Origin of the sequence: Streptomyces cyaneofuscatus (assembly GCF_033109485.1) — a bacterium.
Taxonomy (GTDB): Bacteria; Actinomycetota; Actinomycetes; order Streptomycetales; family Streptomycetaceae; genus Streptomyces; species Streptomyces cyaneofuscatus.
The window spans coordinates 4,833,937-4,856,599 of the sequence record NZ_CP137002.1 but is presented as its reverse complement, the minus strand read 5'-3'; the positions used below and the strand labels follow the sequence as shown (position 1 = coordinate 4,856,599).

Sequence of the window (22,663 nt, the reverse complement as noted above, 5' to 3'; positions counted from 1 at the left end):
CTCCGGCGGGTCAAGCGCCTCGGAAGCCCCTAGGGCTTCAGCGTCAGCGTGTCGAGGGTGGACGCGTCGACCGCGTCCGTACCGAAGGACCAGTCGAGCAGTTCACCGTTGGACCACTTGTCGGTCTGGTCGGTGTAGTGCGCGCTGAACGCGTGCCCGGAGGCGCCGGTGAGGTTGATCCAGCGGGACTTGTCCCAGTCCCCCACGTTGACGACCATCCGCATCGACGGCACCCAGATCACCTCGTAGCCGCTCGCCGCGTTCCAGCCGGTGGCGTTGACCGTCGCCTCGCCGCCGCCGAGGTTCCAGGGGCCGCGGTTGAGCGCCCGCTGGAGCAGATCGGGCCCTTCGGTACCGAGGGTCTGGTTCTTCAGCATCAGCCGGTGCAGCCGGCCCCAGCTCCAGGTGGAGATGTCCTTGCCGAGCTTGGAGGTCAGCTCCCAGCGCGCGTCGTGCATCGCCTGGGCGAAGACGTCGTCCCGGCCCTCCAGCGCGTCCTCGCGGCCCCTGGCGGGCGCCTTCCACCACTCGTTGTCCTGGTCCTCGACGATGTCGCGGACCACCTGGAACCAGCGGTCGCCGCCGTCCGGCTGCGCGGTGTCGCCGTCGCGCTGGCCGCACTCGCGCACGAGCTTCTTCTGCTGGTCGGCCGGGCCGCTGTTCTTGGCCGGCGGCACGTTGATGCAGTCGCCCTTGACCCGCAGCTCCTTGGGCAGCTTGTTGCCGAAGGCGAGCTTGAGGATGTTGCGCCAGACGCCGTTGAAGTAGGCGGCGGCGGCCGAGTCGGACTCCTGGGTGTAGTCCCAGCCCTCCAGCAGCTTCTGCGCCTCACGCACGCTCGGGTCGGAGATGTTGATCTTCAGCAGCTCGGGCACCAGCAGCGCGGCGATCTCGCTGGTGTTGTCCATCTGCAGCTTCTGCATGTCGTCGGTCGAGACCTTCTCGCCGCCCTTGATCTTGCTGGCGAGGAGGTCGTTGATCCGCTGGCTGCGGGCGCCGTAGCCCCAGTCCTTGGTCAGCAGGTGGGGGTACTTGCTCTCGTCGATCACGGCCTGGTTGGCGGTGACGATGTAGCCGCGCTTCGGGTTGTACTCGTAGGGCAGCTCGTCGAAGGGGATCGGGTCCTTCGCCCAGCCGTACGCCGGGTCCCAGCCGGGGCTGGGCAGCGTGCCGTCGCCCTTGAGGCGGACCGGGATCGTGCCCGGCGCCTGGTAGCCGATGTTGCCCTGGGTGTCGGCGTAGATGAGGTTCTGCGAGGGGACCTCGAAGTTGCGGGCGGCCGCCCGGAAGGTGGTGAAGTCCTTGGCCCGGTTGATCGCGAAGACCGCGTCCATGGACTTGCCCGGCTTCAGCGCGGTCCACTTCAGCGCGACCGCGTACCCGTCGGCGCGGTCGGGGGCGGCGTTGGGGACGGGCGCCTTCTGGCCGACCTTGTCCAGTTCCTTGCTGCGGTCGGAGACCAGGGGCCCGTTGTTCGTCTCGCGGACGGTGATCGTCCGGTCCCGGCCGCCGGCGACCTTGATGGTCTCCTCACGGGTGGTGAACGGCTTCACCGCGTTGTCGTAGAGGTAGCCGTCGCCGGAGACCTTCTCCAGGAAGAGGTCGGTGACGTCGGCGCCGAGGTTGGTGAGGCCCCAGGCGATGTCCTGGTTGTGACCGATGATCACACCGGGCATGCCGGAGAAGGTGTAGCCCGCGGTGTCGTACTGGCAGGTCTTCGAGAGCTGCCGGCAGTGCAGGCCCATCTGGTACCAGAGGGAGGGCAGCATCGGCGCCAGGTGCGGGTCGTTGGCGAGCAGCGCCTTGCCGGTGGTCGTGTGGGCGCCGCCGACGACCCAGGAGTTCGATCCGATGCCGTTGCCGTTCGGGCCGAGCAGCGCGGGGATCTTGTCCAGGGTGTCGGAGAGCGCGGAGAGCTGGGTGTTCAGGCCCTCGGTGGCGCCCTGCGCGGTCTGGGAGCCGGTGTCGCTCGACGGGGCGGCGTCGAGGTCGTACTTCCCGGTGACCGGGGAGATCCCTCCCCGGTCGACGATCGGCTTGTGGGTGCCGTACGGGTAGTCCGGGTAGAGGTCCTTGATCTGGCCGCCGTCGAGCCGGCTGGTCAGCAGCGAACGGTCGATCTCGTCCTGCATGTTGCCGCGCAGGTCCCAGGCCATGGCCTTGAGCCAGGCGACCGAGTCGACCGGGGTCCACTCGCCGGGCTTGTAGTCGTTGGTCAGCCCCAGCGCGGCGTACTCGACGGAGATGTCCCGGCCTTCCTTGCCCTTCAGGTAGGCGTTGACGCCGTCCGCGTACGACTGGAGGTTCTTCTTGGTGTCCTCGTCCAGGACCTTGTCGTACTCCTCCTGAGCGACCTTCCGCCAGCCGAGCGTGCGCAGGAAGGAGTCGGTCTCGACCTGGCCCGAGCCGAACATCTCGGAGAGCCGGCCCGCCGTCAGATGGCGCCGGACGTCCATCTCCCAGAAGCGGTCCTGGGCCTGGACGAAGCCCTGGGCGCGGAAGAGGTCGGCGTCGGAGTCCGCGTAGATCTGCGGGATCCCGTAGGAGTCCCGTTTGACCTCGACGTCGCCGGACAGGCCGTCCAGGGTGATCGTTCCGGTGGTCTGGGGGTACGAGGCCCGCACGGTGGAGACGGACCAGTAGGCGCCGAACCCGACACCCGCGACGAGCGCCAGCACCAGGACGAGCAGAAGGAGGCGGACGCGGCGCCCCTTCTTCTTGCCGGGCTTCTTCGCGTCGTCGGAAGGGCCGGAAGAGTCGGTTGTATTGGCGGGCATCGCTGTCCTTCGAGGGGCAGGGTGGTCCTGGGAGTGCAGGAGCAACCATAGGCGCAGCCGGGAAGCCACTCGGACGCGGTATAGGGATGCATCCATTTGCGTGTTCCTCGTACGAACGCGCGAAGCTTCGAAGTGAACGCGGAAGCCGTCAAGAAAACGTTAAAGATTAGGTAAGGTAACGAAGTAACTGGCTGCCGGAGGTCGATCCGGCAGGCGCACGCAGGGAAGGAACGGACCCTGACTGTCCACGCGCTCAACGAACTCCTGCTCGTCTGCTCGCTCGTCCTGCTCGTCGCCGTGGCGGCGGTACGGATCTCCTCGCGCAGCGGGCTCCCCAGCCTGCTGCTGTATCTCGGTATCGGGATCGCCCTGGGGCAGGACGGCATCTTCGACGTCAAGTTCGACAACGCCGAGCTGACCCAGGTGATCGGTTACGCCGCCCTGGTCGTCATCCTGGCCGAGGGCGGACTCGGGGCGAAGTGGAAAGAGGTCCGCCCCGTCCTGCCCGCGGCCGCGGTGGTCTCCACCGTCGGCGTCGGCATCAGCGTGGGCATCACGGCCTCGGCCGCGCACTATCTCGTCGGCCTGGACTGGCGCCAGGCCCTCATCATCGGCGCGGTCGTCTCCTCGACCGACGCCGCGGCCGTCTTCTCCGTGCTGCGCCGCGTGCCGCTGCCGTCCCGGATCACCGGTGTCCTGGAGGCCGAGTCCGGCTTCAACGACGCCCCTGTGGTCATCCTCGTCGTCGCGTTCTCCGCCGTCGGCCCGGTCGAGCACTGGTATCTCCTGATCGGCGAGATCGCCCTGGAGCTGGCCATCGGCGCCGCCATCGGCATCACCGTGGGCTGGCTGGGCTCGCTCGGGCTGCGCCACGTCGCCCTGCCCGCCTCCGGCCTCTACCCGATCGCCGTCATGGCCATCGCCGTGACGGCGTACGCGGCGGGCGCCATGGCCCACGGCAGCGGGTTCCTCGCGGTCTACCTGGCGGCCATGATCCTCGGCAACTCCAAGCTGCCGCACTGGCCCGCCACCCGCGGGTTCGCCGACGGGCTGGGCTGGCTGGCCCAGATCGGCATGTTCGTGCTGCTCGGCCTGCTGGTCACCCCGCACGACCTGGTCGACGACTTCTGGCCCGCCGTCGTGGTGGGTCTGGTGCTGACGATGGTGGCCCGGCCGCTGTCGGTCTTCCTCAGCCTGGCGCCGTTCCGGCTGCCGGCCCGCGAGAAGGTCCTGATGTCGTGGGCCGGGCTGCGCGGGGCCGTGCCCATCATCCTGGCGACCATTCCGATGGTTTCCGGGGTCGAGGGCAGCACCCGGATCTTCAACATCGTGTTCGTCCTCGTCATCGTCTACACACTGATCCAGGGCCCGACCCTGCCCTGGGTCGCGGCCAGGCTGAAGATCGCCGACGACGAGGCCGAGGCCGACGACCTGGGCGTCGAGTCCGCCCCGCTGGAGCGGCTGCGCGGCCACCTGCTGTCGGTCGACATCCCCGAGAAGTCCAAGATGCACGGCGTCGAGGTCGGCGAGCTCCGGCTCCCGGCCGGGGCCGCGGTCACCCTGGTGGTCCGCCAGGAGGAGAGCTTCGTACCCTCCCCCACCACGGTCCTGCGGCGCGGCGACGAGCTGCTCGTGGTGGCCACCGACCCGGTGCGCGACAAGGCCGAAGCCCGGCTCCGGGCGGTCGGCGAGGGCGGCAAGCTGGCCGGCTGGCTGGGGACGGGCACGGTATCCGGTACGCCGGACCGTCCCGCGCCTGCCAGGCTCGCGAAGCCCTCGCCGGCGGGCGGATCCGCCGTCCGGCAGGCCGTCAAACCGGTCCGGCCCGTCAAGAAGCTCGGACCGGCCGACGACGCCTCCACCACAGGTGGTACGACCGCGCGTCGCTCATAGGACGCGGATCACAGGCTCACCAGGAAGCCCTGTGCGCATTCACAGGCACACGGGGCTTCCTGCCTGTACGATGAAAGGCACATTGATCGACCAACTCTGTCTGATGCAGAGCTGGCGCGACCGTATGGCGGTCGTGGTGCCTCATAGCCCGGCGTTTCTTCGCCGATGGCAGCGAGTCACCCGGCATCTACCGCAGTTCCGCGCGAAGAGGACAGCTCTCGGCCGCTTCCGTCCGGCCCGCCCCACAAGGGCGCCGGGAAGCACTGCTACCAGGCAGCAGAAAGGCAAGGACCGTGGCAAACACGGTCACCGACCGCCCCGGATACGGGCAGCTGCTCCGCACCCCCGGTGCATGGACCTTCCTCCTTCCGGGCTTCGCCGCACGGCAGCCCTTCGCGATGCTGACCATCGGCATCGTGCTGCTCGTGCAGCACACCACCGGCTCCTACGGCACCGCGGGCGCCGTCGCGGCCGTCGCGGGCGTCTCCATGGCGCTGGTGGCCCCGCAGGGCGGCAAACTCGCCGACCGGTTCGGCCAGCGGGCCGTCCTGCTGCCCGGCGTCCTGCTGCACACCGTCTCCGTCGGCGCCCTGACCGCGCTGGCGCTCGCGGACGCGCCGCTGTGGGCGCTGTTCGCCGCCGCCGTGCCCACCGGGGCCTCGGTCCCGCAGATCGGCCCGATGGTGCGCGCCCGCTGGGCCGCGATGCTGGGGGCCACCCCCGACCGGCCCGCCTCCCCGCTGATGTCCACCGCCGCCGCCTTCGAGTCGGTGACGGACGAGTTCACCTTCGTCCTCGGACCGGTCATCGCGACCGCGCTGTGCACCGGCGTGCACCCGGCGGCCGGGCTGCTCACCGAGGCCGCCCTCACCCTCGTCGGCGGCCTGCTCTTCGCCGCGCAGCGCGCCACCCAGCCCGCTCCCCGCCCCGCCGCCACCGCGGACCGGCCGCACACCTCGGCCCTCTCCGTCCCTGGCGTCCGGGTCCTCGTCGTCGCCTTCCTGGGCATCGGCGCGGTCTTCGGCGGCATGCAGGTCTCGCTGACGGCGTTCTCCCAGGAGATCGGCCACCCCGGCGTCAACGGTCTGCTGTACGGGATCTTCGCGGCGGGCAACATGCTGGCCGGCATCGTCTGCGGCGCCATCGCCTGGAAGAGCAGCCCGCAGCGCCGCCTCGTCGTCGGCTACATGGCCCTGACCCTCATGGCGTCCGGCCTCTGGGCCGTGCACTCGGTCCCGCTGCTGGCCGGGCTCGGCCTGCTGGTCGGCCTGTGCATCGCGCCGGCGCTGATCAGCGGCTACACGCTGGTCGAGTCGCTGGTGCCCGCCGGCGCCCGCACCGAGGCCTTCACCTGGCTGACAGGCGCCGTGGCACTGGGCCAGGCGGCCGCCGTGACCGTGGCGGGACAGCTCGCCGACGCCCACGGTGCCAGCACCGGGTTCCTCGTCCCGCTGGCCGGTACCGTACTGGCGCTGGCGACCCTGCTGGCCCTGCGCTCGCGACTGGCGCCGAGGTCCGCGGGCCGGACCGTCGCACGTGGGATCGGTCACCGCGAGCCGGTCATGGTGGACTGATCCCGCGGAATACGTCAGTATGGACCGTCGTTAGCACTCATTGAGTGAGAGTGCCAGGAGGAGCAAGTGCCGACCTATCAGTACCAGTGCACCGAGTGCGGCGAGGGCCTCGAGGCGGTGCAGAAGTTCACCGATGATGCCCTGACCGTGTGCCCGAGCTGCGACGGACGCCTGAAGAAGGTGTTCTCTGCGGTCGGCATCGTCTTCAAGGGTTCCGGTTTCTACCGGAACGACAGCCGCGGCTCCTCGTCGAGCAGCACGCCGGCGACGTCGGCCTCGAAGTCGTCCGACTCCGGTTCGTCGTCCTCGTCGACGTCGACGGGTTCGGACACGAAGTCGAGCGCTTCGTCGTCGTCCTCGTCCTCCGCTTCCTCCTCGTCGTCGGCGCCCGCGCCGGCCTCGTCGTCGAGCGGTTCGTCGGCCGCCTGAGCCGGCGTACGCCCCACACGCTTCACCGGACCCCGCCGATCCACTCGGCGGGGTCCGTGCGTTTCCCGGGCGCGGCTCCGCACACTCCCCCGGATACGGTGACCGCATGGTGAACGCACATACGGACACGAGCTCCGGCACAGACATCGCGGGTACGGCGCCGGGGGCGGAGATCGGGGTCATCGGCGGCTCGGGCTTCTACTCCTTCCTGGAGGACGTCACCGAGGTCTCCGTGGGCACCCCTTACGGGAAGCCCAGCGACTCGGTCTTCCTCGGCGAGATCGGCGGCCGCCGGGTGGCCTTCCTGCCCCGCCACGGCCGCGGCCACCACCTGCCGCCCCACCGCATCAACTACCGGGCCAACCTCTGGGCGCTGCGCTCCGTCGGGGTCCGCCAGGTGCTGGGCCCCTGTGCGGTCGGCGGGCTGCGACCGGAGTTCGGCCCGGGCACCCTGCTCGTCCCGGACCAGCTGGTGGACCGCACCAAGGCCCGTGTGCAGACCTATTACGACGGTGAGACCCGGGCCGACGGGACCGTACCCAACGTCGTGCACCTGGGCTTCGCCGACCCGTACTGCCCCGAGGGCCGCAAAGCCGCGCTCGCCGCTGCGCGCGGACGCGGCTGGGAGCCGGTGGACGGCGGGACCCTGGTGGTGGTTGAGGGACCGCGCTTCTCCACCCGCGCGGAGTCTCGCTGGCACGCGGCGATGGGCTGGTCGGTGGTGGGGATGACCGGGCATCCGGAAGCGGTGCTCGCCCGCGAACTGGGGCTCTGCTACACGACGATGACCCTGGTGACCGACCTGGACGCGGGCGCCGAGGCGGGTGAGGGCGTCTCCCACGAGGAGGTGCTCCAGGTGTTCGCGGCCAACGTGGACCGGCTGCGGTCGGTGCTGTTCGACGCGGTGAGCGGACTGCCGGACACGGGCGCCCGCAACTGCACCTGCGCGCACGCGCTGGACGGGATCGACACGGGGGTCGCGTTGCCGTAGGGCGGGGCGCGCTGCCGTAGGTGTGGGGTCATGACGGCCGTAGCGGCGGGTCACGGCGGCCGTAGCGGCAGGTCACGGCGGTCGGGCCACCGGATCGGGTGACGGAGTTGTCCACAATCCCGGGGTTGTCCACAGGCCTCAGCGGGATGCGTGCGGACCGTGGATCGTGAGGGGAGTTCGGCCGGGATCTCCGGCCGGGCTCCCCTCGTCCGATTGCAGGTGACGCCATGCCCCCGTCCCCTTTTCACACCCGGCCCCCGGCGCCGCCGCCCGCCCCCTGCGGGGTGGGGCCGTTCGCACCGCTGCGGGTGCGGGGCGGCGGGGCGTACCGGCTGCGGCGGATGCTGCGCAGACAGCGGCGTGCGATCGCCGCGGGGATCGCGCTGGCGGGTGCGGCACTGGCCACGACGGGCCTGGGCGGCGCCGCCTCCGGGACCGCCGCGTCCGGCAACGCCGCCTCGGACAGCGCCGCCGTGTCCGGTACACCCGCATCCGGCACGGCCGTATCCGGTACGGCGACGGGGTCCGGGCGTCCGTCGGCGCGGCTCGTCTCGGCGCCGGTGCGGATCGCGGACGCGGCGACCGTACGGCTGTTGCGCCCGGGTGACCACGTCGATGTGATCGCGGTCGGCGAGGCGGGGGACGACGCCCGACTGGTGGCCCGCGGGGTGCGGGTGTCACGGGTTCCCGGGCGGATCGCAGATGACGGCGGCCACCGGGGCGGCGGTGGCGGGGTGATCGGCACGGGCGGGGCGCCGGAAGGGGCCCTGGTGGTGCTGGCGGTGGAGCGGTCCACCGCCACGGCCCTGCTGGGCGCGGGCGCCTCGGGACGGCTGGCGCTGGCGGTGTCCGATGCGAACTGACGCGCCCTCAAGTCACCCGTGCGCATTACCGGATTGGACACTGTTGCCTTCTCCCGCCTTAGGTGGCGGAGCAGTCCGCTCCCCTCACCGCACATGCGAAAGAAGGCTCACCTGTGACCGAGAAGAAGGTCAGTCTGCTGGAAGGCTTCAAGGCCTTCCTGACACGCGGCAATGTGATCGACCTGGCGGTGGCCGTCGTCATCGGCGCCGCGTTCACGAACATCGTGAACGCGTTCGTCAAGGGCATCATCAATCCGCTGGTCGGCGCGTTCGGCACGCAGGATCTGGACAGCTACAGCTCCTGCCTGCGCGGCCCGTGCACGACGGACCCGGCAACCGGCGAGATGGACGGGATCGAGATCCTGTGGGGATCGGTGCTCAGCGCCGCCCTCAGCTTCCTGATCACCGCCGCTGTCGTGTACTTCCTGCTGGTGCTGCCGATGGCCAAGTACCTCGCCCGGCGGGCGGCGATGCAGGCCGCCAAGGAGGGCGTGCAGGAGACGCTGGAGGTCAGCGAGCTGGAGGTGCTCAAGGAGATCCGCGACGCCCTGGTCGCGCAGCGCGGTGGTGGCGCGGCGGGTGCCGGTGGGTTCGGAGCCGGTGGGCCGGGCGGGGGCGGGGGGACGCTGCCGGGCCGGGACGGGGAGCGGTAGCCCGCCGGTCGGGACCGACGCTTCAGATGTGGTGGGGCGGCTTCTCGTCGAGGAAGCGCGCGAGGTCGGCGGCGCCGGAGCCGCCGGAGGGCCGCTCGCCCCAGCCCCGGTCCGTGTCGTCCGCGGACTGCTGGTCCAGCGGATCGTCGAAGATCAGACCCGGCTTGGGCTTCGGCTTCGGTTCCTGCGACGGCTGTGCCTGCGGCTGCTGCTGCTTCGCATCTCGCGGACCGGGGGCGGGGGCGGCACTCATGCCTCCAGGGTACGGCGGCCGGCGGCGGGGTGCGTGCCGCCGCCGGGCGGGGCGACTTCGGCGACGGGGCGCGTCCGGCTTCCGGGCCTGTCGGCCGTCAGCGGTCCTTCGGGTCCATCAGCCACAGGCCGAGCACCGCGAGGAACGAGAGACAGAGAAAACCGGCTCCCCACCAGGCCGTGCCGGTGTTGCCCTCCATCCACTCGTCGATCAGCACGGTCAGGCCCCAGAGCTGGCCCACGACCACGGTCATCGCCAGGGCGAGGCGGGCGGTCAGCTTCGAGGAGCGCTCGGGTTCCTGGTCGGTGCCCGCGCCGGGGCCGGGCCCGGTGTGGCGGACGCGCGGGTCTCCGTAGCCGCTGGTGGGGCGGATCTGCGGATACCGCTCATGGACGGGCCGGTTCAGCGCGGGGTCGGCGCTGCCCGGGTGGTACGTCGGGTAGTGGCTGCCCGGGGGCGGCAGCGGCTGCTCGGGGTGCGGGGCGTCGGTCATGTCCGCCCACCGGGGGTCTCGGAGACGGCGGGGCCCGGTGCCCGGGGCGGGGATTCGGCGCCGCCGCCGATGTCGGGGCAGCCGATACGGGCCGCGAGGTCGGGGCGTTCGCCGCCGAGCTGGCGGCAGAGCCCCGCCTCGACGCTCTCACCGGACCGGGTGGTCCCGACGGCCCAGATACTGCCGTCGGTCTCCTCGATGACCACGACCTTCGGCAGTCCGCGCGGCGGTGGTCCGGCGGTCACCTCGCCGGAGCGGGCGTCAAAGACGCCCTCGTGGCAGGGGCAGTACAGCTCGCCCTCCCGGCCCCGGTCCTTGCGCCAGAGGACGGCGCAGGCGAGGTGGGTGCAGACGGCGGAGTAGCCGACGAGGGTGCCGTCGTCGAGGCGGACGGCGACGGCTCGGTCCTCCTCGCCCGGGTAGCGGAAGGCGATGGACTCGCCGGGCGGGAGCCGCTGGGCGATGCGTTTCGCCTCGGGGGCCTTGCCGTCCTCGTCGTCGCCGTGGCGGTGCAGGATGCCCGCGGCCACGCCGATGCCGCCGACGGCGAGGCCGCCGGAGACGGTGGTGACGATCCGGAGGTAGTCGCGCCGGGTGGTGAGGGAGTCGGCGGCGATCCGGTCCTGGAGCGCCTCGCGCGGGTCCCCTCCGGCCGGGTGGTCGCCGCCCTGCTGCTGTTCGGTGACGCTCATCGGCGGACGTCCTTCCCGTTGATCTCGACGACGGGCAGACCGCCGGGGACCGGCCACTGCACCTTCTCGGCGGGGACGACCATGGCCACGCCGGTGCGGACCTCGGTCTCGCCGAAGACGAAGGTGTCGGCGACCTGGACGCCGGGGCGCTCGGCCTGGAGCTCCTCGACGGTCCCGTAGAAGAGCGCCCCGGTCGGGCAGACGGTGGCGCACATGGGGGCGAGGCCGTAGGCGGTGCGGTCGTAGCAGAGGTTGCACTTCAGCTGGAGCTTCGCCCCGAGGTCGATCTTCGGTACGCCGAAGGGGCAGGCGTTGACGCAGTTGGCGCAGCCGATACAGCGGGTGGTGTCGGCCTGCTGCACCACCCCGTCGGCGGTCACCAGGATCGCGTCGGCGGGACAGACCTCGGCGCAGGGCGCCACCGGGTCCTCGCAGTGCATACAGACGGTCGGAAGGGAGGCGACGGAGTGGCCCTCGTCGGTGTAGTCGAGATGGATCATCGATTTGCCGCGGTGCGAGTCGCATTCGCGGCAGGCGGAGACACAGGCCTGGCAGCCGATGCAGCGCCCCGGGTCGATGAAGATCGTGCGGCCCATCATGGGGACTCAGCTCCTCTCCGAGGTGCCACGGCCCTGCGGGGACGTGGGAGGCAGCGGGTCGGTACGGGAGACCTGGGTCTCCGGGTAGGCGACATGGCCGGGGGCGACCGGGGGTGCGGGGACCTCGTCGATCCGGTCGGCGTGCTCGATGCGGCAGGCGCACACCTTGTACTCGGGGATCTTGGAGCGCGGGTCGAGCGCGTCGATGGTGAGGGCGTTGGCCGCGGTGGGGACGGGCCAGTGGTAGGGGACGAAGACGGTGTCGGGCCGAATGGCCTCGGTGACCAGGGCGGGGAAGACCTCGCTGCCGCGCCGGGTCACGATCCGTACGGGCTCGCCGTTGCGGAAGCCGTGGGAGGGGTGGATCTCGGCCCAGGGGCGCGGGGTCTGTTCGACGAGGGCGCCGAGCCTGCGGGTCTGGTTGCCGGAGAGGAAGTGGGCCACGGTCCGGCCGGTGGTGAGCGACATGGGGTGCTCGTCGTCGTACGGGTCCATCGGCGGGTGCCACTCGACGACCTGGAGGTGGATCTTGCCGTCGGAGTGATAGGTCTTCCCGTCCTCGAAGAGGCGCGGGGTCCCGGGGTGGTCGGTGGTGGGGCAGGGCCAGGCGATGCCGCCGGTCTCCTCCAGCCGTTCGTAGGTGATGCCGTAGTAGTCGTTGACGGTCCCGGCGGAGGCGGTGCGCAGTTCCTCGAAGACGGACCGGGAGTCGGGGAAGTCGAACTTGTCCCCGGCGCCGAGGCGGCGGGCGAGCTCGCACATCACCCAGGTGTCGGTGCGGACGCCGGTGGGTGGGTCCTGAGCCTTGTTGTGCTTGACCACGCGGGCCTCGGCGTTGGCCATCACCCCTTCGTCCTCGGCCCAGGTGGTGACGGGGAAGACGACATGCGCGTTGGCGGCAGTCTCGGAGAGGAAGAAGTCGAACTGGGCGTGGAACTCGGTGGCGTCGTACCCCTCCTTGACCACTTGGTAGTTGGGGAGGGAGACGAAGGGGTTGTTGCAGATGCCGATCAGTCCGCGGATCTCGCGGCGCTGCATCTGCCAGACCATCTCCATCATGGAGGTCCCGGCGGGCGGGAGTTCGGACTCCTCGATGCCCCAGATCTCGCAGATCTGACGGCGGTGCTCCTCGTTCATGATGGAGCGGCCGCCGGGCAGGAGGTCGGACTTCTGGCCGTGCTCGCGACCGCCCTGCCCGTTGCCCTGGCCGGTGATGGTGCCGTAGCCGGCGCCGGGCTTGCCGATGTGGCCGGTGGCGGCGCAGAGGCTGATCACGGAGAGGCAGTTCTCGACGCCCTGGGAGTGGTGTTCGATGCCCCGGGCGTGCCAGGCCATGGCCTTGGGGGCGCGGGCGAAGGTGCGGGCGACCTGGACGATCTGTTCGGCGGGGATGCCGCAGATCTTGGCGGCGCGGGACGGCGGGTACTCGGCCGCCTTGGCCTTGACCTCCTCCCAGCCGGTGGCGTGGGCGGCGAGGAAGTTCTCGTCGGTGAGCCCTTCCTCGATGACGACGTTCAGTACGGAGGTGAAGAAGGCCGAGTCGGTGCCGGGTTTGAGGGCGACGTGGATGTCGGCGGTCCGGGCGATGGCCGTCTCGCGCGGGTCGATGACGATGAGGCTCGCCCCGCGGTCCCGGGCTCCCCAGACGTACTGGGTCATCACGGGGAAGCACTCGCCGACGTTGGATCCCGCGATGAGGAGGCAGTCGGTGAGGAGGATGTCGGAGAAGGGGTTGCCGGCCCGGTCGATGCCGAAGGCGAGCTTGTTGGCGCCGGCCGCGCTGACCATGCAGAGGCGCCCGTTGTAGTCGACGTGCCGGGACTTGAGGGCGACCCGTGCGAACTTGCCGACCAGATAGGTCTTCTCGGAGAAGAGGCTGGCCCCGCCGAGCAGCCCGAAGGCGTCGTTGCCGTAGGTCTGCTGGATGCGCTGGACCTCGGCGACGGTGAAGTCGAGCGCCTCCTCCCAGGAGACCTCCCGGAACTCCTCGTCGCGGGAGCGGCGCATCAGCGGGGCCGTGAGCCGGTCGGGGTGGTTGACCTGCTGGTAGGCGTTGATGCCCTTGGGGCAGAGCCGCATCCGGTTGATGTCATGGTTGCGGGGTTCGACGCCGAAGACCTTGCCCCCCCGGTCCACGCGGAGATACATCCCGCACTGGACACCGCAGAAGCAGCAGTGGGTGGGCACGAGCGTCTCGCCGTTCTGGTCGGCGTGCCACTGATCGGCCGGGATACCGCCCGCGTCCCGGAAGGCGCGGGTGCCGGGCGGGGCGAGGGAGGGGTCGAGCGGGATGAAGGTGCGGCGGTCGGCGGTGGCTCGCGGTTCCGCGGTCACTTGAAGCCCTTCTTCACATGGGAGAGGTAGGCGCTGCCGCGCAGCACCCGCTTGCAGCGCGGGCAGTACTCGGCCCAGGCGTCGAAGTCGAGCCGGAGGTCGCGCATGGTGCCGCGCAGGTTCTCGACGTACGGGCCGGTGTCGACGGGTTCCTCGCAGCGGCGGCAGGCGAAGACCTGGTCGTCCTGGCGGCCGGTGTACTTGAACAGCTGCATGCCGACCGCGGCCGGGCGCTGGACGATGTGGAAGAACTTGCCGAACGGGATGTAGATGAGGGTGAAGACCACCGAGACCATGTGGAGGATCGCCAGGAACTGGTAGCCGCCGCCGTGCAGGAAGATCGAGGAGAAGGTGAGCAGCAGCCCGGTCACGGAGATGACGATCAGCGCGATCAGCGGCACCAGGTCGTAGGCGAAGCGCTGGCCGGTGGAGGCGCCGCGGTCCTTCATCCGGCGCCACAGGAAGTAGGAGGCGCCGGGGATGACGAGGACGGCGGCGATGTCGAGGCCGTGGAACATCAGCCAGCCGAGGACGGAGAGCGAGTCGAAGCCGAGGATCTTGATGCCCCAGATCCGCATCTCGTAGCCGGGCCCCGAGCCGCTGCCGGAGGTGAAGGTGAACCAGCCCCAGGTCAGCGGGAAGGTGATCAGCGCGGCGAGGATGCAGCCCCAGAAGATCAGCTGGTGGGCGGCCCAGCGGGCGTGGGACCGGGCGCCGAGGAACTTCTGGAAGCCGAGGTAGGTGGCGATCATCTTGGGCAGGGCGGTGGGGGCCTGACGGAAGTTCTCGTACGAGAAGAGGCTGCGCCAGCCCTGTCTGAAGAGGCGTCGGGCGCCCGGGGCGGAGATCCAGACCGTGTAGCGGTAGGCGACACCGAAGGCGAGGAAGACCGTGGCGACGGCGTACGGGAGGAGCGCCGAGTCGAAGTTGCGCAGCATGCGGCTGCCGAGCACGATCGCGACGATCAGCAGGGCGGAGACCACCACTCCGGCCAGGGTCGCCCGGGCGGTGACGGAGCGGGGGCCGGTGGTGGTGGGGGTCGGGGCGGCGGAGTCGCCGGAGGTCGCGTCCGTGGAACCGCCGGGGACCTCGCCCGCGGAACCGGAACCGCCGGCGAGAGCGCGCGCGGGACCAGTGGGGGGACGGGGCTCGGCTGCGGCGGGGGCTGCGGGGTCTTCTGGCGGCTCGGTCACTCGGCCACCGTAGGACCGTTTACGGCAATTGGACCCGTTTTGGGCGTTAAGGGGGTGAGCGGGTCGCCCGGACAGGCGCAGGGGACCGGGGCAGGGGACAGGGCCGGCAGCCGCCGGTACGTTCGGAGCGTACGTGGACGAGCCTGCGCCCGGCCGTGGGCGCCGACCGCCGAGCCGAGGAGTGCCCGATGACCGCCGAGGACCCACACCCGCCGCTGCCGGACGCCCCGTCACAGGAGGATGGCCCGTCACCGGAGGGTGGGCCGTTGCCGGAGGGCGCCCCGTTGCTGGACGCGCTGACCGATGTGGCCGGCGTGCGGGTGGGGCATGCGCAGGTGGGCGGGGCGGGGGCGTTGAGCGGGACGACCGTGGTGCTGGCGCCGGAGGGCGGGGCGGTGGCCGCCGTGGACGTGCGGGGTGGCGGGCCGGGGACCCGGGAGACGGACGCGCTGGACCCGCGCAACCTGGTGCAGCGGGTCGACGCGATCGTCCTCACGGGCGGCAGCGCGTACGGGCTCGACGCCGCGTCGGGGGTGGTGGCCTGGCTGGAGGAGCAGGGCCGGGGCGTCCGGGTCGGCGCGGAGCCCGGACAGGTGGTGCCGGTCGTTCCGGCGGCGGCCCTCTTCGACCTGGGCCGGGGCGGCGACTGGCGGGCCCGCCCCGACGCGTCGACCGGGCGGGCCGCGGTGGAGGCGGCGGCCGCTTCCGAACCGGGGACGCCGGTCGCCGAGGGGAACGTGGGCGCGGGTACGGGCGCGGTGGCCGGGCAGCTCAAGGGCGGCATCGGCACGGCGAGCGTGCGGCTCGCCTCCGGGGTCACCGTCGCCGCCCTGGTCGCGGTGAACGCGGCGGGTTCGGTGCTCGACCCCCGTACCGGGGTGCTGTTCGGGGAGTACGGGGCCGGTGAGCCGCCCGCGTACCCGGCGCCCGCCACGCATGCGGCGGCGGTACGACGGCTGGCACGGGAGCGGGAGGCGGCGGAGGCGGCCGGGGGCGGGGCCCCGCCGTTCAACACCACGATCGCGGTCGTCGCGACGGACGCGGCCCTCGTGCGGGCCCAGGCGCAGAAGCTGGCGGGCACCGCACACGACGGCATGGCCCGCGCGGTGCGCCCGGTCCATCTGCTGACCGACGGGGACACGGTGTTCGCGCTGGCCACGGGACGGGTGCGAGTGGAGCCGGAGAACCCGTTCGTGGTCAACGAGATCCTCGCGGCGGGCGCCGACGTACTGGCCCGCGCGATCGTGAAGGCCGTGCGCGCGGCCCGGAGCGTCCAGGGGCCTGGCGGCACATTCCTCGCCCACGCCGACCTGTACGGGGAGGGGTCGGACGGCCGGTCCGAAGCGTAGACCGCCGGGGGCGCGCGGCACGGGTGAAGGGGCGCGCGGGCGCCCGACTCGCAACCTGGGCAAGGGAGTTCACCCCCAACCGCCCGAAATGCGCCGGGAACAGACGGGGAACTTATCTCAGGCGCCTTACGTTTTTACGAACCCCGGTCACGATGTCAGACCCAGGGACTACGTTAAGCACGCACCAAGTAACACGCGGCGACGGCCTGGAGACAACACCTTGAGCGATCCGTACGAGACAACCGAGCAGCACCTCGACCGACTCCTGCGACGCGCCCTCAACTCTTTCGACCTTCCCGACAGCACGGTCGACCTGCTCGGTTCGGCGCTGGCCCACAGCAGTTCACTGCACTCGTCGCACCACAGCCCCGTCCTCCACCGGGAGACCTACCGCCACACCTACCTCCTCACCGACGGTTCCGACGTGACCCTCTGGGAGCTGGTGCACGGCGGCGGCCGGGACGAGCAGGTCCCCCGCCGCCACGAGCTGTACGCCGACGAGGGCGACGCCCATATCGCCGCGGCCCGGCTGGCCGGGAGCTTCTCGGACACCCCCGCCTTCGGTGACGAGGGCAGCCGGGGGGACCTGGAGATCCTGACGGTCCTGATGTCCGCTCCCCCGGTCCCGGTCCCCCGGACGTACGCGCCCGACAATTCGGCCGACCACGCCCGCCGGGTCCTGCGCCGCGCGGAGAACGGCGACCGCCCGGACGAGGAGAAGGCGCGGCTGCTCCGGTCCGCCTTCGCCCACCACATCACCCAGATCTTCGGGCGCCAGTGCCAGGTGGACGGGCAGGAGGCCGGGTTCACGCTCTACGAGCACGCCTTCCTGCTGCTGGACGGCAGCGAGACGAGCCTGTGGGAGGTCGAGCACACGGCGACCCCCGACGGCCGCCACATGTGCGAGGTCTACGAGGACGAGCACACCGCCCGGGCGGCGATGGAGAGCCGTACGAGGATCTGCTGAACCCGGGCGGGGATCACGGCGGCCGAGGGCCCGCCCGGGCTCCCGGGCCCCGCCGCCCGGGAGTCCCGACCCGCCGCCCCGCCGCTCAGCCCTTCAGCGCCGGCTCCTTGGCGAGCGGGCCGTCGCCGGCCGCTTCGCCCTCCACGTGCGCCTTCGGCCGGGCCGGCAGCGCGAACATCAGCAGGAAGATCACCGCGAGCACTCCGGTCACCCACCACAGCGACTGCTGGAAGGCGTTCACGAAGGCCGGGCCGAGCTCCTGGGGAAGGAGCCGGTCACCGATCGCGCCGAAGAAGACCACCGACACCAGCCCCAGGCCGAGCGCGGTGCCCATCTGCTGGACGGTGTTGATCAGCCCGGACGCCGAACCCGCGTGCTCCTTGGGGACCTCGGAGAGGATCGCGTCGGTCAGCGGCGCCACGATCAGGCCCATCCCGACGCCCATGACGACCAGCGGCACCGCCATCTGCCAGGAGGTGATGGCGAGGCCGTAGTGCTCGGCCTCCCAGATGTACGTCAGCAGCCCGGCGGCCATCAGGAGCGCGCCCGCCTGGAGGACCTTGCGACCGAAGCGGGGCACCAGCTTCTGTACGGAGATCCCGGCGGCCACCGAGACGGCGACGGAGAACGGGATGCCCGTCGTACCGGCCCGCAGGACGCTCCAGCCCAGGCCCATCTGCATGTACAGGGTCCAGACCAGGAAGAAGATGCCCAGCCCGATGCCGAAGGTGAGCTGCACGGCGATGCCCGCGGCGAAGCTCTTGATCCGGAACAGGGACAGCTCGATCAGCGGTGAGCCGTCGATGATCGCCTTCTGCCGCTGGTGCCGGACCAGGAGCCCGAAAACGAACAGGCTGCCCACCATCGAGAGGTGGCCCCAGAGCGGCCAGTCCAGCTCGTGTCCGCGGGTGAGCGGGTAGATGAGCATCAGCATGGCGAGGGTGACCAGGCCGACGCCCACCAGGTCCAGCCGCATGGCCCGCGGCGCCTTGGACTCGGTGATGAACTTGGCGCCGAGGATCAGACCCGCAATGCCGACGGGCAGGTTGATCAGGAAGATCGGCCGCCATCCGAGGCCGAAGAGGTCCCACTCGGTGAGCAGCGCGCCCAGCAGCGGGCCGGAGACCGCACCGAGGCCGACGACCGCGCCGAAGAGGCCGAAGACCTTACCGCGTTCGTGCGCCGGGAAGGTGGCGTGCACGATCGAGAGCACCTGGGGCACCATCAGGGCCGCCGTCGCACCCTGGAGGATGCGGGCGGCGACGAGTATGTCGGGGTTGGGGGCGAGGCCGCAGAGGGCCGAGGCCACGGTGAACCCGGCGATGCCGATGAGGAAGAGCCGCTTGCGCCCGTAGATGTCGCCGAGCCGACCGCCCGTGATCAGCCCGGCCGCGAACGCGAGCGCGTACCCAGCGGTGATCCACTGGATCGCGGAGACGGAGGCTTTCATGTCTCCGGTGATGCTCGGGATGGCGATGTTGACGATCGTGACGTCGACCAGGTCCATGAAGGCCGCAGTCATCACGATGGCGAGGGCGAACCAGCGGCGCCGGTCGGCAGGGCCGGGCTGGGGCGGAGCGGTGCTCGGTGCGGTGCTCGGTGCGGTGTTCGGTGCCGGGTCCGGCAGCGCTGCGGAAGAAGACATGAGAAGAAGCTAAGCCTTCATTAGGACTGATCATGACCTGATGGGCGCGCATCCTGGATTCCATGACCGACACCCCGGCACGCCTGCTGAAACTGCTGTCGCTCCTCCAGACCCCGCGCGAATGGCCCGGCGGGGAGCTGGCCGAACGGCTCGACGTCAGCCCGCGCACGGTCCGCCGCGACATCGACCGGCTGCGCGAACTGGGCTACCCCGTGGAGGCCTCGCGCGGATCGCTGGGCGGCTACCGCCTGGTTGCGGGCGCCGCCATGCCGCCCCTCGTGCTGGACGACGAGGAGGCGGTCGCCATCGCGGTGGGGCTGCGGGCCGGCGCCGGGCATGCCATCGAGGGCGTCGACGAGGCCTCCGTACGGGCGCTGGCGAAGCTGGAGCAGGTGCTGCCGTCACGGTTGCGGCACCGGGTCTCGGCGCTGCAGAACGCCACGGTGCCGCTGACCCGGGGCGACGGGGCCACCATCGACCCGCAGACCCTGACGACGCTGGCCTCGGCGGCCACCGGGCAGGAGGCGCTGAGGTTCTCGTACCGCAGCGGCGACGGTACGCAGACGAAGCGGCAGGTCGAGCCGTACCGGCTGGTGAGCACGGGGCGGCGGTGGTACCTGGTCGCGTACGACCTGCTGCGGGCGGACTGGCGGACGTTCCGGGTGGACCGGGTCTCCGAGCCGTTCGCGACGGGCGCCCGGTTCGCGGCTCGGCCGCTTCCCATGGAGGGCGGCGAGGGCGGGGCCGGGGACGCGGCGCGGTATTTCGCCCGGTCGATGGCGGGCAGGCAGCCGGAGCTGCGGCTCGATGTGCGGTTCCGGGCGCCGGCGGAGTTCGTGGCGGCCCGGCTGCCTCCGACGCTCGGGGTGCCGGAGCCCGAGTCGGGGCCGGACGGGGAGGACGGCTGCCGGCTGCGGTCCTCGTCCACGGACTCGTTGGAGTGGGCGGCGCTGCGGCTGGCGCTGGTGGACTGCGAGTTCGCGGTGCAGGGGCCGCCGCAGCTGGTGGCGTACCTGGAGAGCCTCGGCGCCCGCCTGACCCGCGCGGCCTCACACGGGAAGGGATGAGGAAACGGACCAGGAGACGGGCCCGGAAGCGGACCAGGAGGCGGACTCGGATGCGGAGGCGGACTCGGAAGCGGGGCCGGACATGGGGCCGGACATGGATGAGCCCCGACGCCGGGGGGGGTGGGCGCCGGGACTCAGTTCCGGGGACCGGTCGGGAAAACCGGTCGGTGACCGGCATGATCCGGTCGGTCGGCCGGTGCGAACCGGCTTGATGGGGAGGTTACGGGTTATTGGCTCACGCCGCAGCGTCAAAGCCCGTGTCGTGAGCCATTCGCTTCAATTCGAGTAGTGCGTGCTTCTCTATCTGGCGGATGCGCTCCCGTGTCAGGCCGTGCTGCTTGCCCACTTCGGTCAGCGTCCGCTCGCGCCCGTCCTCGATGCCGTACCTCATCTTGATGATGGAGGCGGTCCTGTTGTCGAGCTTGCCGATCAGGTCCTCCAGCTCCTCGCTGCGCAGGAGGGTCATCACCGACTGCTCGGGCGAGACGGCGGAGGTGTCCTCCAGCAGGTCACCGAACTGGGTGTCGCCGTTGTCGTCGACCGACATGTTGAGGCTGACCGGGTCGCGGGCCCAGTCCAGGACGTTGCCCACGCGCTCGGCGTTGGAGTCGAGCTCGGCGGCGATCTCCGCGTGCTCGGGATCGCGCCCGTTCTCCCGGTTGAACTCGCGCTGGACCCGGCGGATCCGGCCGAGCTCCTCCACCAGGTGGACGGGGAGCCGGATCGTGCGGGACTGGTCGGCTATGGACCGGGTGATGGCCTGTCGGATCCACCACGTCGCGTACGTGGAGAACTTGAAGCCCTTCGCGTAGTCGAACTTCTCGACCGCGCGCACCAGGCCCGCGTTGCCCTCCTGGATCAGGTCGAGCAGGGGCAGCCCCGCGCGCGGGTAGCGGCGGGCCACGGCAACGACGAGGCGGAGGTTGGAACGGATGAATATGTCCTTGGCGCGCTCGCCCTCGGCGACCAGCGCCTCCAGCTCTTCACGCGTCGCGCCACCGGCCTCGCTCTCCACCTCGCCGTCGAGGATCTGCTGGGCGTAGACGCCCGCCTCGATGGACTGGGAGAGGTCGACTTCCTTGGCGGCGTCGAGCAGCGGTGTACGAGCGATCTCGTCCAGGTACATGCCGACCAGGTCGCGATCGGCGACTTCCCCGCCCACGGCGCGAACACTGCTTGCCCGGTCGGTCCCACCGGAGGTGGTGGACGAACGACGGGCGACGGCACGGGTTGCCATGCGTGCTCCCTTGCTGAGTAGGTCGCGACACCTTTTCGGGTGCCCTGCATCCGATGGAAACAACGACTGGAATCCGGACAGAATTCCCATGCCGCCCATTCATTTTCGCGATCATCCAGTACCCTGTCCGGCGCCGACCGGCGGAAACCCGGCGCGGATACCCCCGTAAGCGCAGGTCAGACACCGAACCGAGGGGTACCGGCGAGCCGTGGCGGGGAGCTCGCGACTCCGTTTCGGTGAGGCGGCGCTCACAGGAGGCCACACCCCTGGACCAGGCCGCCCGGACCTCCGTACGCCCCGGGCCCTCCGAACGTTCCGGACGTCCCCGACCTCGCGTCTACCCCGGAAGACGATCCGTATCGCCTCGGGGTTGCTCGCGATGTCCGCACTGTCTCCGCGGAACGTGGTGCGGAGTGCGGTGCACCGCCCCGGGCCCTAGGTCCGCAGGAGGAGGCCTCGGCCGTGGCCGGCCGGGACCTCAGCCCGATCCGCCGGGCCGCCCCCGCCCCTACCGTGAGGCCCATGACGGACACGCAGCGCAACCCCACGGACACCTCCGGCACCCTCGACGAGGCCCTGGAGCGCATCCACCTCTCGGGGCCGGAGCGCGACGGCTGGCTCAGCAACCACGCGCCGATGGCGATCGAGGCCCTCGTACGGCACGGGCACGCGCGGGTCGCACACCGCTGGCTGGACACCTACCGGCCCAAGCTGGAGGACATGCCCGGGTCCGTCGCGCCGGTGACCGCCCTCAACTGGCAGGAGGCCCTCGGTGACATCAGCCGCGTCGCAGACTGGACGGCGTTCTTCGAGCGGGAGACCGCCGATCGCCCCTGGCGCACCGTCCTCGCCGAGTGGTGGCCCCGGCTGCTGCCCGGCATCGCGGCCGGCGCCACGCACGGGGTGATCCGGGTCGGTCACGCCGTACGCACACTGCTGGAAGGCGAGGAGACCGCCCCGCGCGTACGGGAACTGGCTCACGCCCTCGGCTACTGGGCCGCCCGGCACCAGCCGCTGCCCGCCCTGGCGCGCCTCGCCCCGGCCCCCGACGCTGCGGCCGCCCTGGACCGGGTGCCCCTCATCGCCGACCAGGACGGCGGCATCAGGAGCCGGTTCGAGCAGCTCACCGGGCTCACCGGCTTCCCCGATTGGCCCGGCCGGGCCCCTGCGGGGCCGGAGGCGGCACGCGCCGCGATCGAGGAGCTCGTCCGGGCCGCCACCCACCGTTACGCGACCCATGGCCACGCCGATCCGATCATGCTGGTCCACGCGGCGACCGCGCCCAACGCGGTCCTGCGCACCCTGCCCGCGCTCCCCGGCACTCTGTGGACGCCGAGCCTGCGCGCGGCCTGGGCGGCGAGCGCCGCGGTGACCTCCGCCTACGGGCCCCGCGAGGCGCAGCCGGTCACGGAACACCTGCCGACCACACAGGCCGCACAGGCCGCACAGGCCACGCCAGCCGCACACGCCGCACCGGTCGCGCAGGCCGCATCGGCCGCGCAGCACCCGCAGGAGGTGTTCGAGCGGGCCGCGGCGCACGGTGACGACCACACGATCAAGTTCGCCGACACGGCACTGGACGTAGGTGACGCGGCAGCCCTCGTCGCCGCCGGCCGCGCGATCGAGCTGAACACGCCAGCCTGGTGAGGCGCAC

General features: G+C 71.4%; 19 protein-coding genes. 10 read left to right on the top strand and 9 right to left on the bottom strand.

Going from position 1 to position 22,663, the window contains the following annotated elements:
- Window positions 1–29: 29 nt before the first annotated feature.
- On the bottom strand, window positions 30–2,777 hold the full coding sequence (locus R2B67_RS21430; protein ID WP_317820299.1) for a penicillin acylase family protein: 2,748 nt from the start codon (window positions 2,775–2,777) through the stop codon (window positions 30–32).
- Window positions 2,778–3,074: 297 nt separating this feature from the next.
- Between R2B67_RS21430 and R2B67_RS21425 the strand changes: the two genes are divergently transcribed.
- From R2B67_RS21425 to R2B67_RS21400, 6 genes are all read left to right on the top strand, one after another.
- On the top strand, window positions 3,075–4,670 hold the full coding sequence (locus R2B67_RS21425; protein WP_317820298.1) for a potassium/proton antiporter: 1,596 nt from the start codon (window positions 3,075–3,077) through the stop codon (window positions 4,668–4,670).
- A gap of 293 nt (window positions 4,671–4,963) precedes the next feature.
- Window positions 4,964–6,244 carry an MFS transporter gene (locus R2B67_RS21420; protein WP_317820297.1) on the top strand — a complete coding sequence of 427 codons (1,281 nt, stop codon included), beginning with the start codon at window positions 4,964–4,966 and terminating at the stop codon, window positions 6,242–6,244.
- Between the two features lie 66 nt (window positions 6,245–6,310).
- Window positions 6,311–6,673 carry an FmdB family zinc ribbon protein gene (locus tag R2B67_RS21415; protein ID WP_030568431.1) on the top strand — a complete coding sequence of 121 codons (363 nt, stop codon included), beginning with the start codon at window positions 6,311–6,313 and terminating at the stop codon, window positions 6,671–6,673.
- A gap of 106 nt (window positions 6,674–6,779) precedes the next feature.
- Window positions 6,780–7,664 carry an S-methyl-5'-thioadenosine phosphorylase gene (locus R2B67_RS21410; RefSeq protein ID WP_317820294.1) on the top strand — a complete coding sequence of 295 codons (885 nt, stop codon included), beginning with the start codon at window positions 6,780–6,782 and terminating at the stop codon, window positions 7,662–7,664.
- Between the two features lie 227 nt (window positions 7,665–7,891).
- Window positions 7,892–8,527, top strand: coding sequence for a hypothetical protein (locus R2B67_RS21405; RefSeq protein ID WP_317820293.1), 636 nt, complete (start codon window positions 7,892–7,894; stop codon window positions 8,525–8,527).
- 113 nt (window positions 8,528–8,640) lie between these two features.
- Window positions 8,641–9,180 carry an MscL family protein gene (locus tag R2B67_RS21400; RefSeq protein ID WP_317820292.1) on the top strand — a complete coding sequence of 180 codons (540 nt, stop codon included), beginning with the start codon at window positions 8,641–8,643 and terminating at the stop codon, window positions 9,178–9,180.
- A 22-nt stretch (window positions 9,181–9,202) separates the two neighbouring features.
- On the opposite strand, the gene R2B67_RS21395 is transcribed toward R2B67_RS21400, so the two are convergent.
- From R2B67_RS21395 to R2B67_RS21370, 6 genes are all read right to left on the bottom strand, one after another.
- Window positions 9,203–9,433, bottom strand: coding sequence for a hypothetical protein (locus R2B67_RS21395; protein WP_317820291.1), 231 nt, complete (start codon window positions 9,431–9,433; stop codon window positions 9,203–9,205).
- A gap of 97 nt (window positions 9,434–9,530) precedes the next feature.
- Complete coding sequence (locus R2B67_RS21390; protein ID WP_317820289.1) at window positions 9,531–9,926, bottom strand: hypothetical protein; 396 nt, start codon at window positions 9,924–9,926, stop codon at window positions 9,531–9,533.
- Window positions 9,923–10,618, bottom strand: coding sequence for a QcrA and Rieske domain-containing protein (locus R2B67_RS21385; RefSeq protein ID WP_317820287.1), 696 nt, complete (start codon window positions 10,616–10,618; stop codon window positions 9,923–9,925). The genes R2B67_RS21390 and R2B67_RS21385 overlap by 4 nt, the downstream gene beginning before the upstream one ends.
- The gene (locus tag R2B67_RS21380) at window positions 10,615–11,217 is read right to left on the bottom strand and encodes a 4Fe-4S dicluster domain-containing protein (protein ID WP_015609150.1); all 603 of its coding nucleotides are present in this window, start codon (window positions 11,215–11,217) and stop codon (window positions 10,615–10,617) included. The genes R2B67_RS21385 and R2B67_RS21380 overlap by 4 nt, the downstream gene beginning before the upstream one ends.
- A 6-nt stretch (window positions 11,218–11,223) precedes the next feature.
- A complete protein-coding gene (locus R2B67_RS21375; protein ID WP_317820280.1) occupies window positions 11,224–13,551 on the bottom strand; it encodes a molybdopterin oxidoreductase family protein in 2,328 nt (775 codons plus the stop codon).
- Entirely contained in the window at window positions 13,548–14,744 is a 1,197-nt protein-coding gene (locus tag R2B67_RS21370) for an MFS transporter (RefSeq protein WP_317820278.1), read from the bottom strand. The genes R2B67_RS21375 and R2B67_RS21370 overlap by 4 nt, the downstream gene beginning before the upstream one ends.
- Window positions 14,745–14,932: 188 nt before the next feature.
- Between R2B67_RS21370 and R2B67_RS21365 the strand changes: the two genes are divergently transcribed.
- Window positions 14,933–16,093, top strand: a complete 1,161-nt coding sequence (locus R2B67_RS21365; RefSeq protein WP_317820276.1) for a P1 family peptidase — start codon at window positions 14,933–14,935, stop codon at window positions 16,091–16,093.
- Window positions 16,094–16,313: 220 nt separating this feature from the next.
- Entirely contained in the window at window positions 16,314–17,060 is a 747-nt protein-coding gene (locus R2B67_RS21360) for a DUF6227 family protein (protein ID WP_317820274.1), read from the top strand.
- A gap of 85 nt (window positions 17,061–17,145) precedes the next feature.
- Here the strand turns inward: R2B67_RS21360 and R2B67_RS21355 are convergent, their stop codons facing one another.
- Window positions 17,146–18,705, bottom strand: coding sequence for an MFS transporter (locus tag R2B67_RS21355; protein WP_317820273.1), 1,560 nt, complete (start codon window positions 18,703–18,705; stop codon window positions 17,146–17,148).
- 62 nt (window positions 18,706–18,767) lie between these two features.
- Here R2B67_RS21355 and R2B67_RS21350 point away from each other — a divergent pair, with 62 nt between their 5' ends.
- The gene (locus R2B67_RS21350) at window positions 18,768–19,772 is read left to right on the top strand and encodes a helix-turn-helix transcriptional regulator (protein WP_317820272.1); all 1,005 of its coding nucleotides are present in this window, start codon (window positions 18,768–18,770) and stop codon (window positions 19,770–19,772) included.
- A 235-nt stretch (window positions 19,773–20,007) separates the two neighbouring features.
- On the opposite strand, the gene R2B67_RS21345 is transcribed toward R2B67_RS21350, so the two are convergent.
- Window positions 20,008–21,009: a sigma-70 family RNA polymerase sigma factor gene (locus R2B67_RS21345; RefSeq protein WP_109978191.1), complete on the bottom strand. Its 1,002-nt coding sequence runs from the start codon at window positions 21,007–21,009 to the stop codon at window positions 20,008–20,010.
- Window positions 21,010–21,531: 522 nt separating this feature from the next.
- Here R2B67_RS21345 and R2B67_RS21340 point away from each other — a divergent pair.
- Entirely contained in the window at window positions 21,532–22,656 is a 1,125-nt protein-coding gene (locus R2B67_RS21340) for a questin oxidase family protein (RefSeq protein ID WP_317820271.1), read from the top strand.
- The last annotated feature ends 7 nt before the right edge of the window (window positions 22,657–22,663 follow it).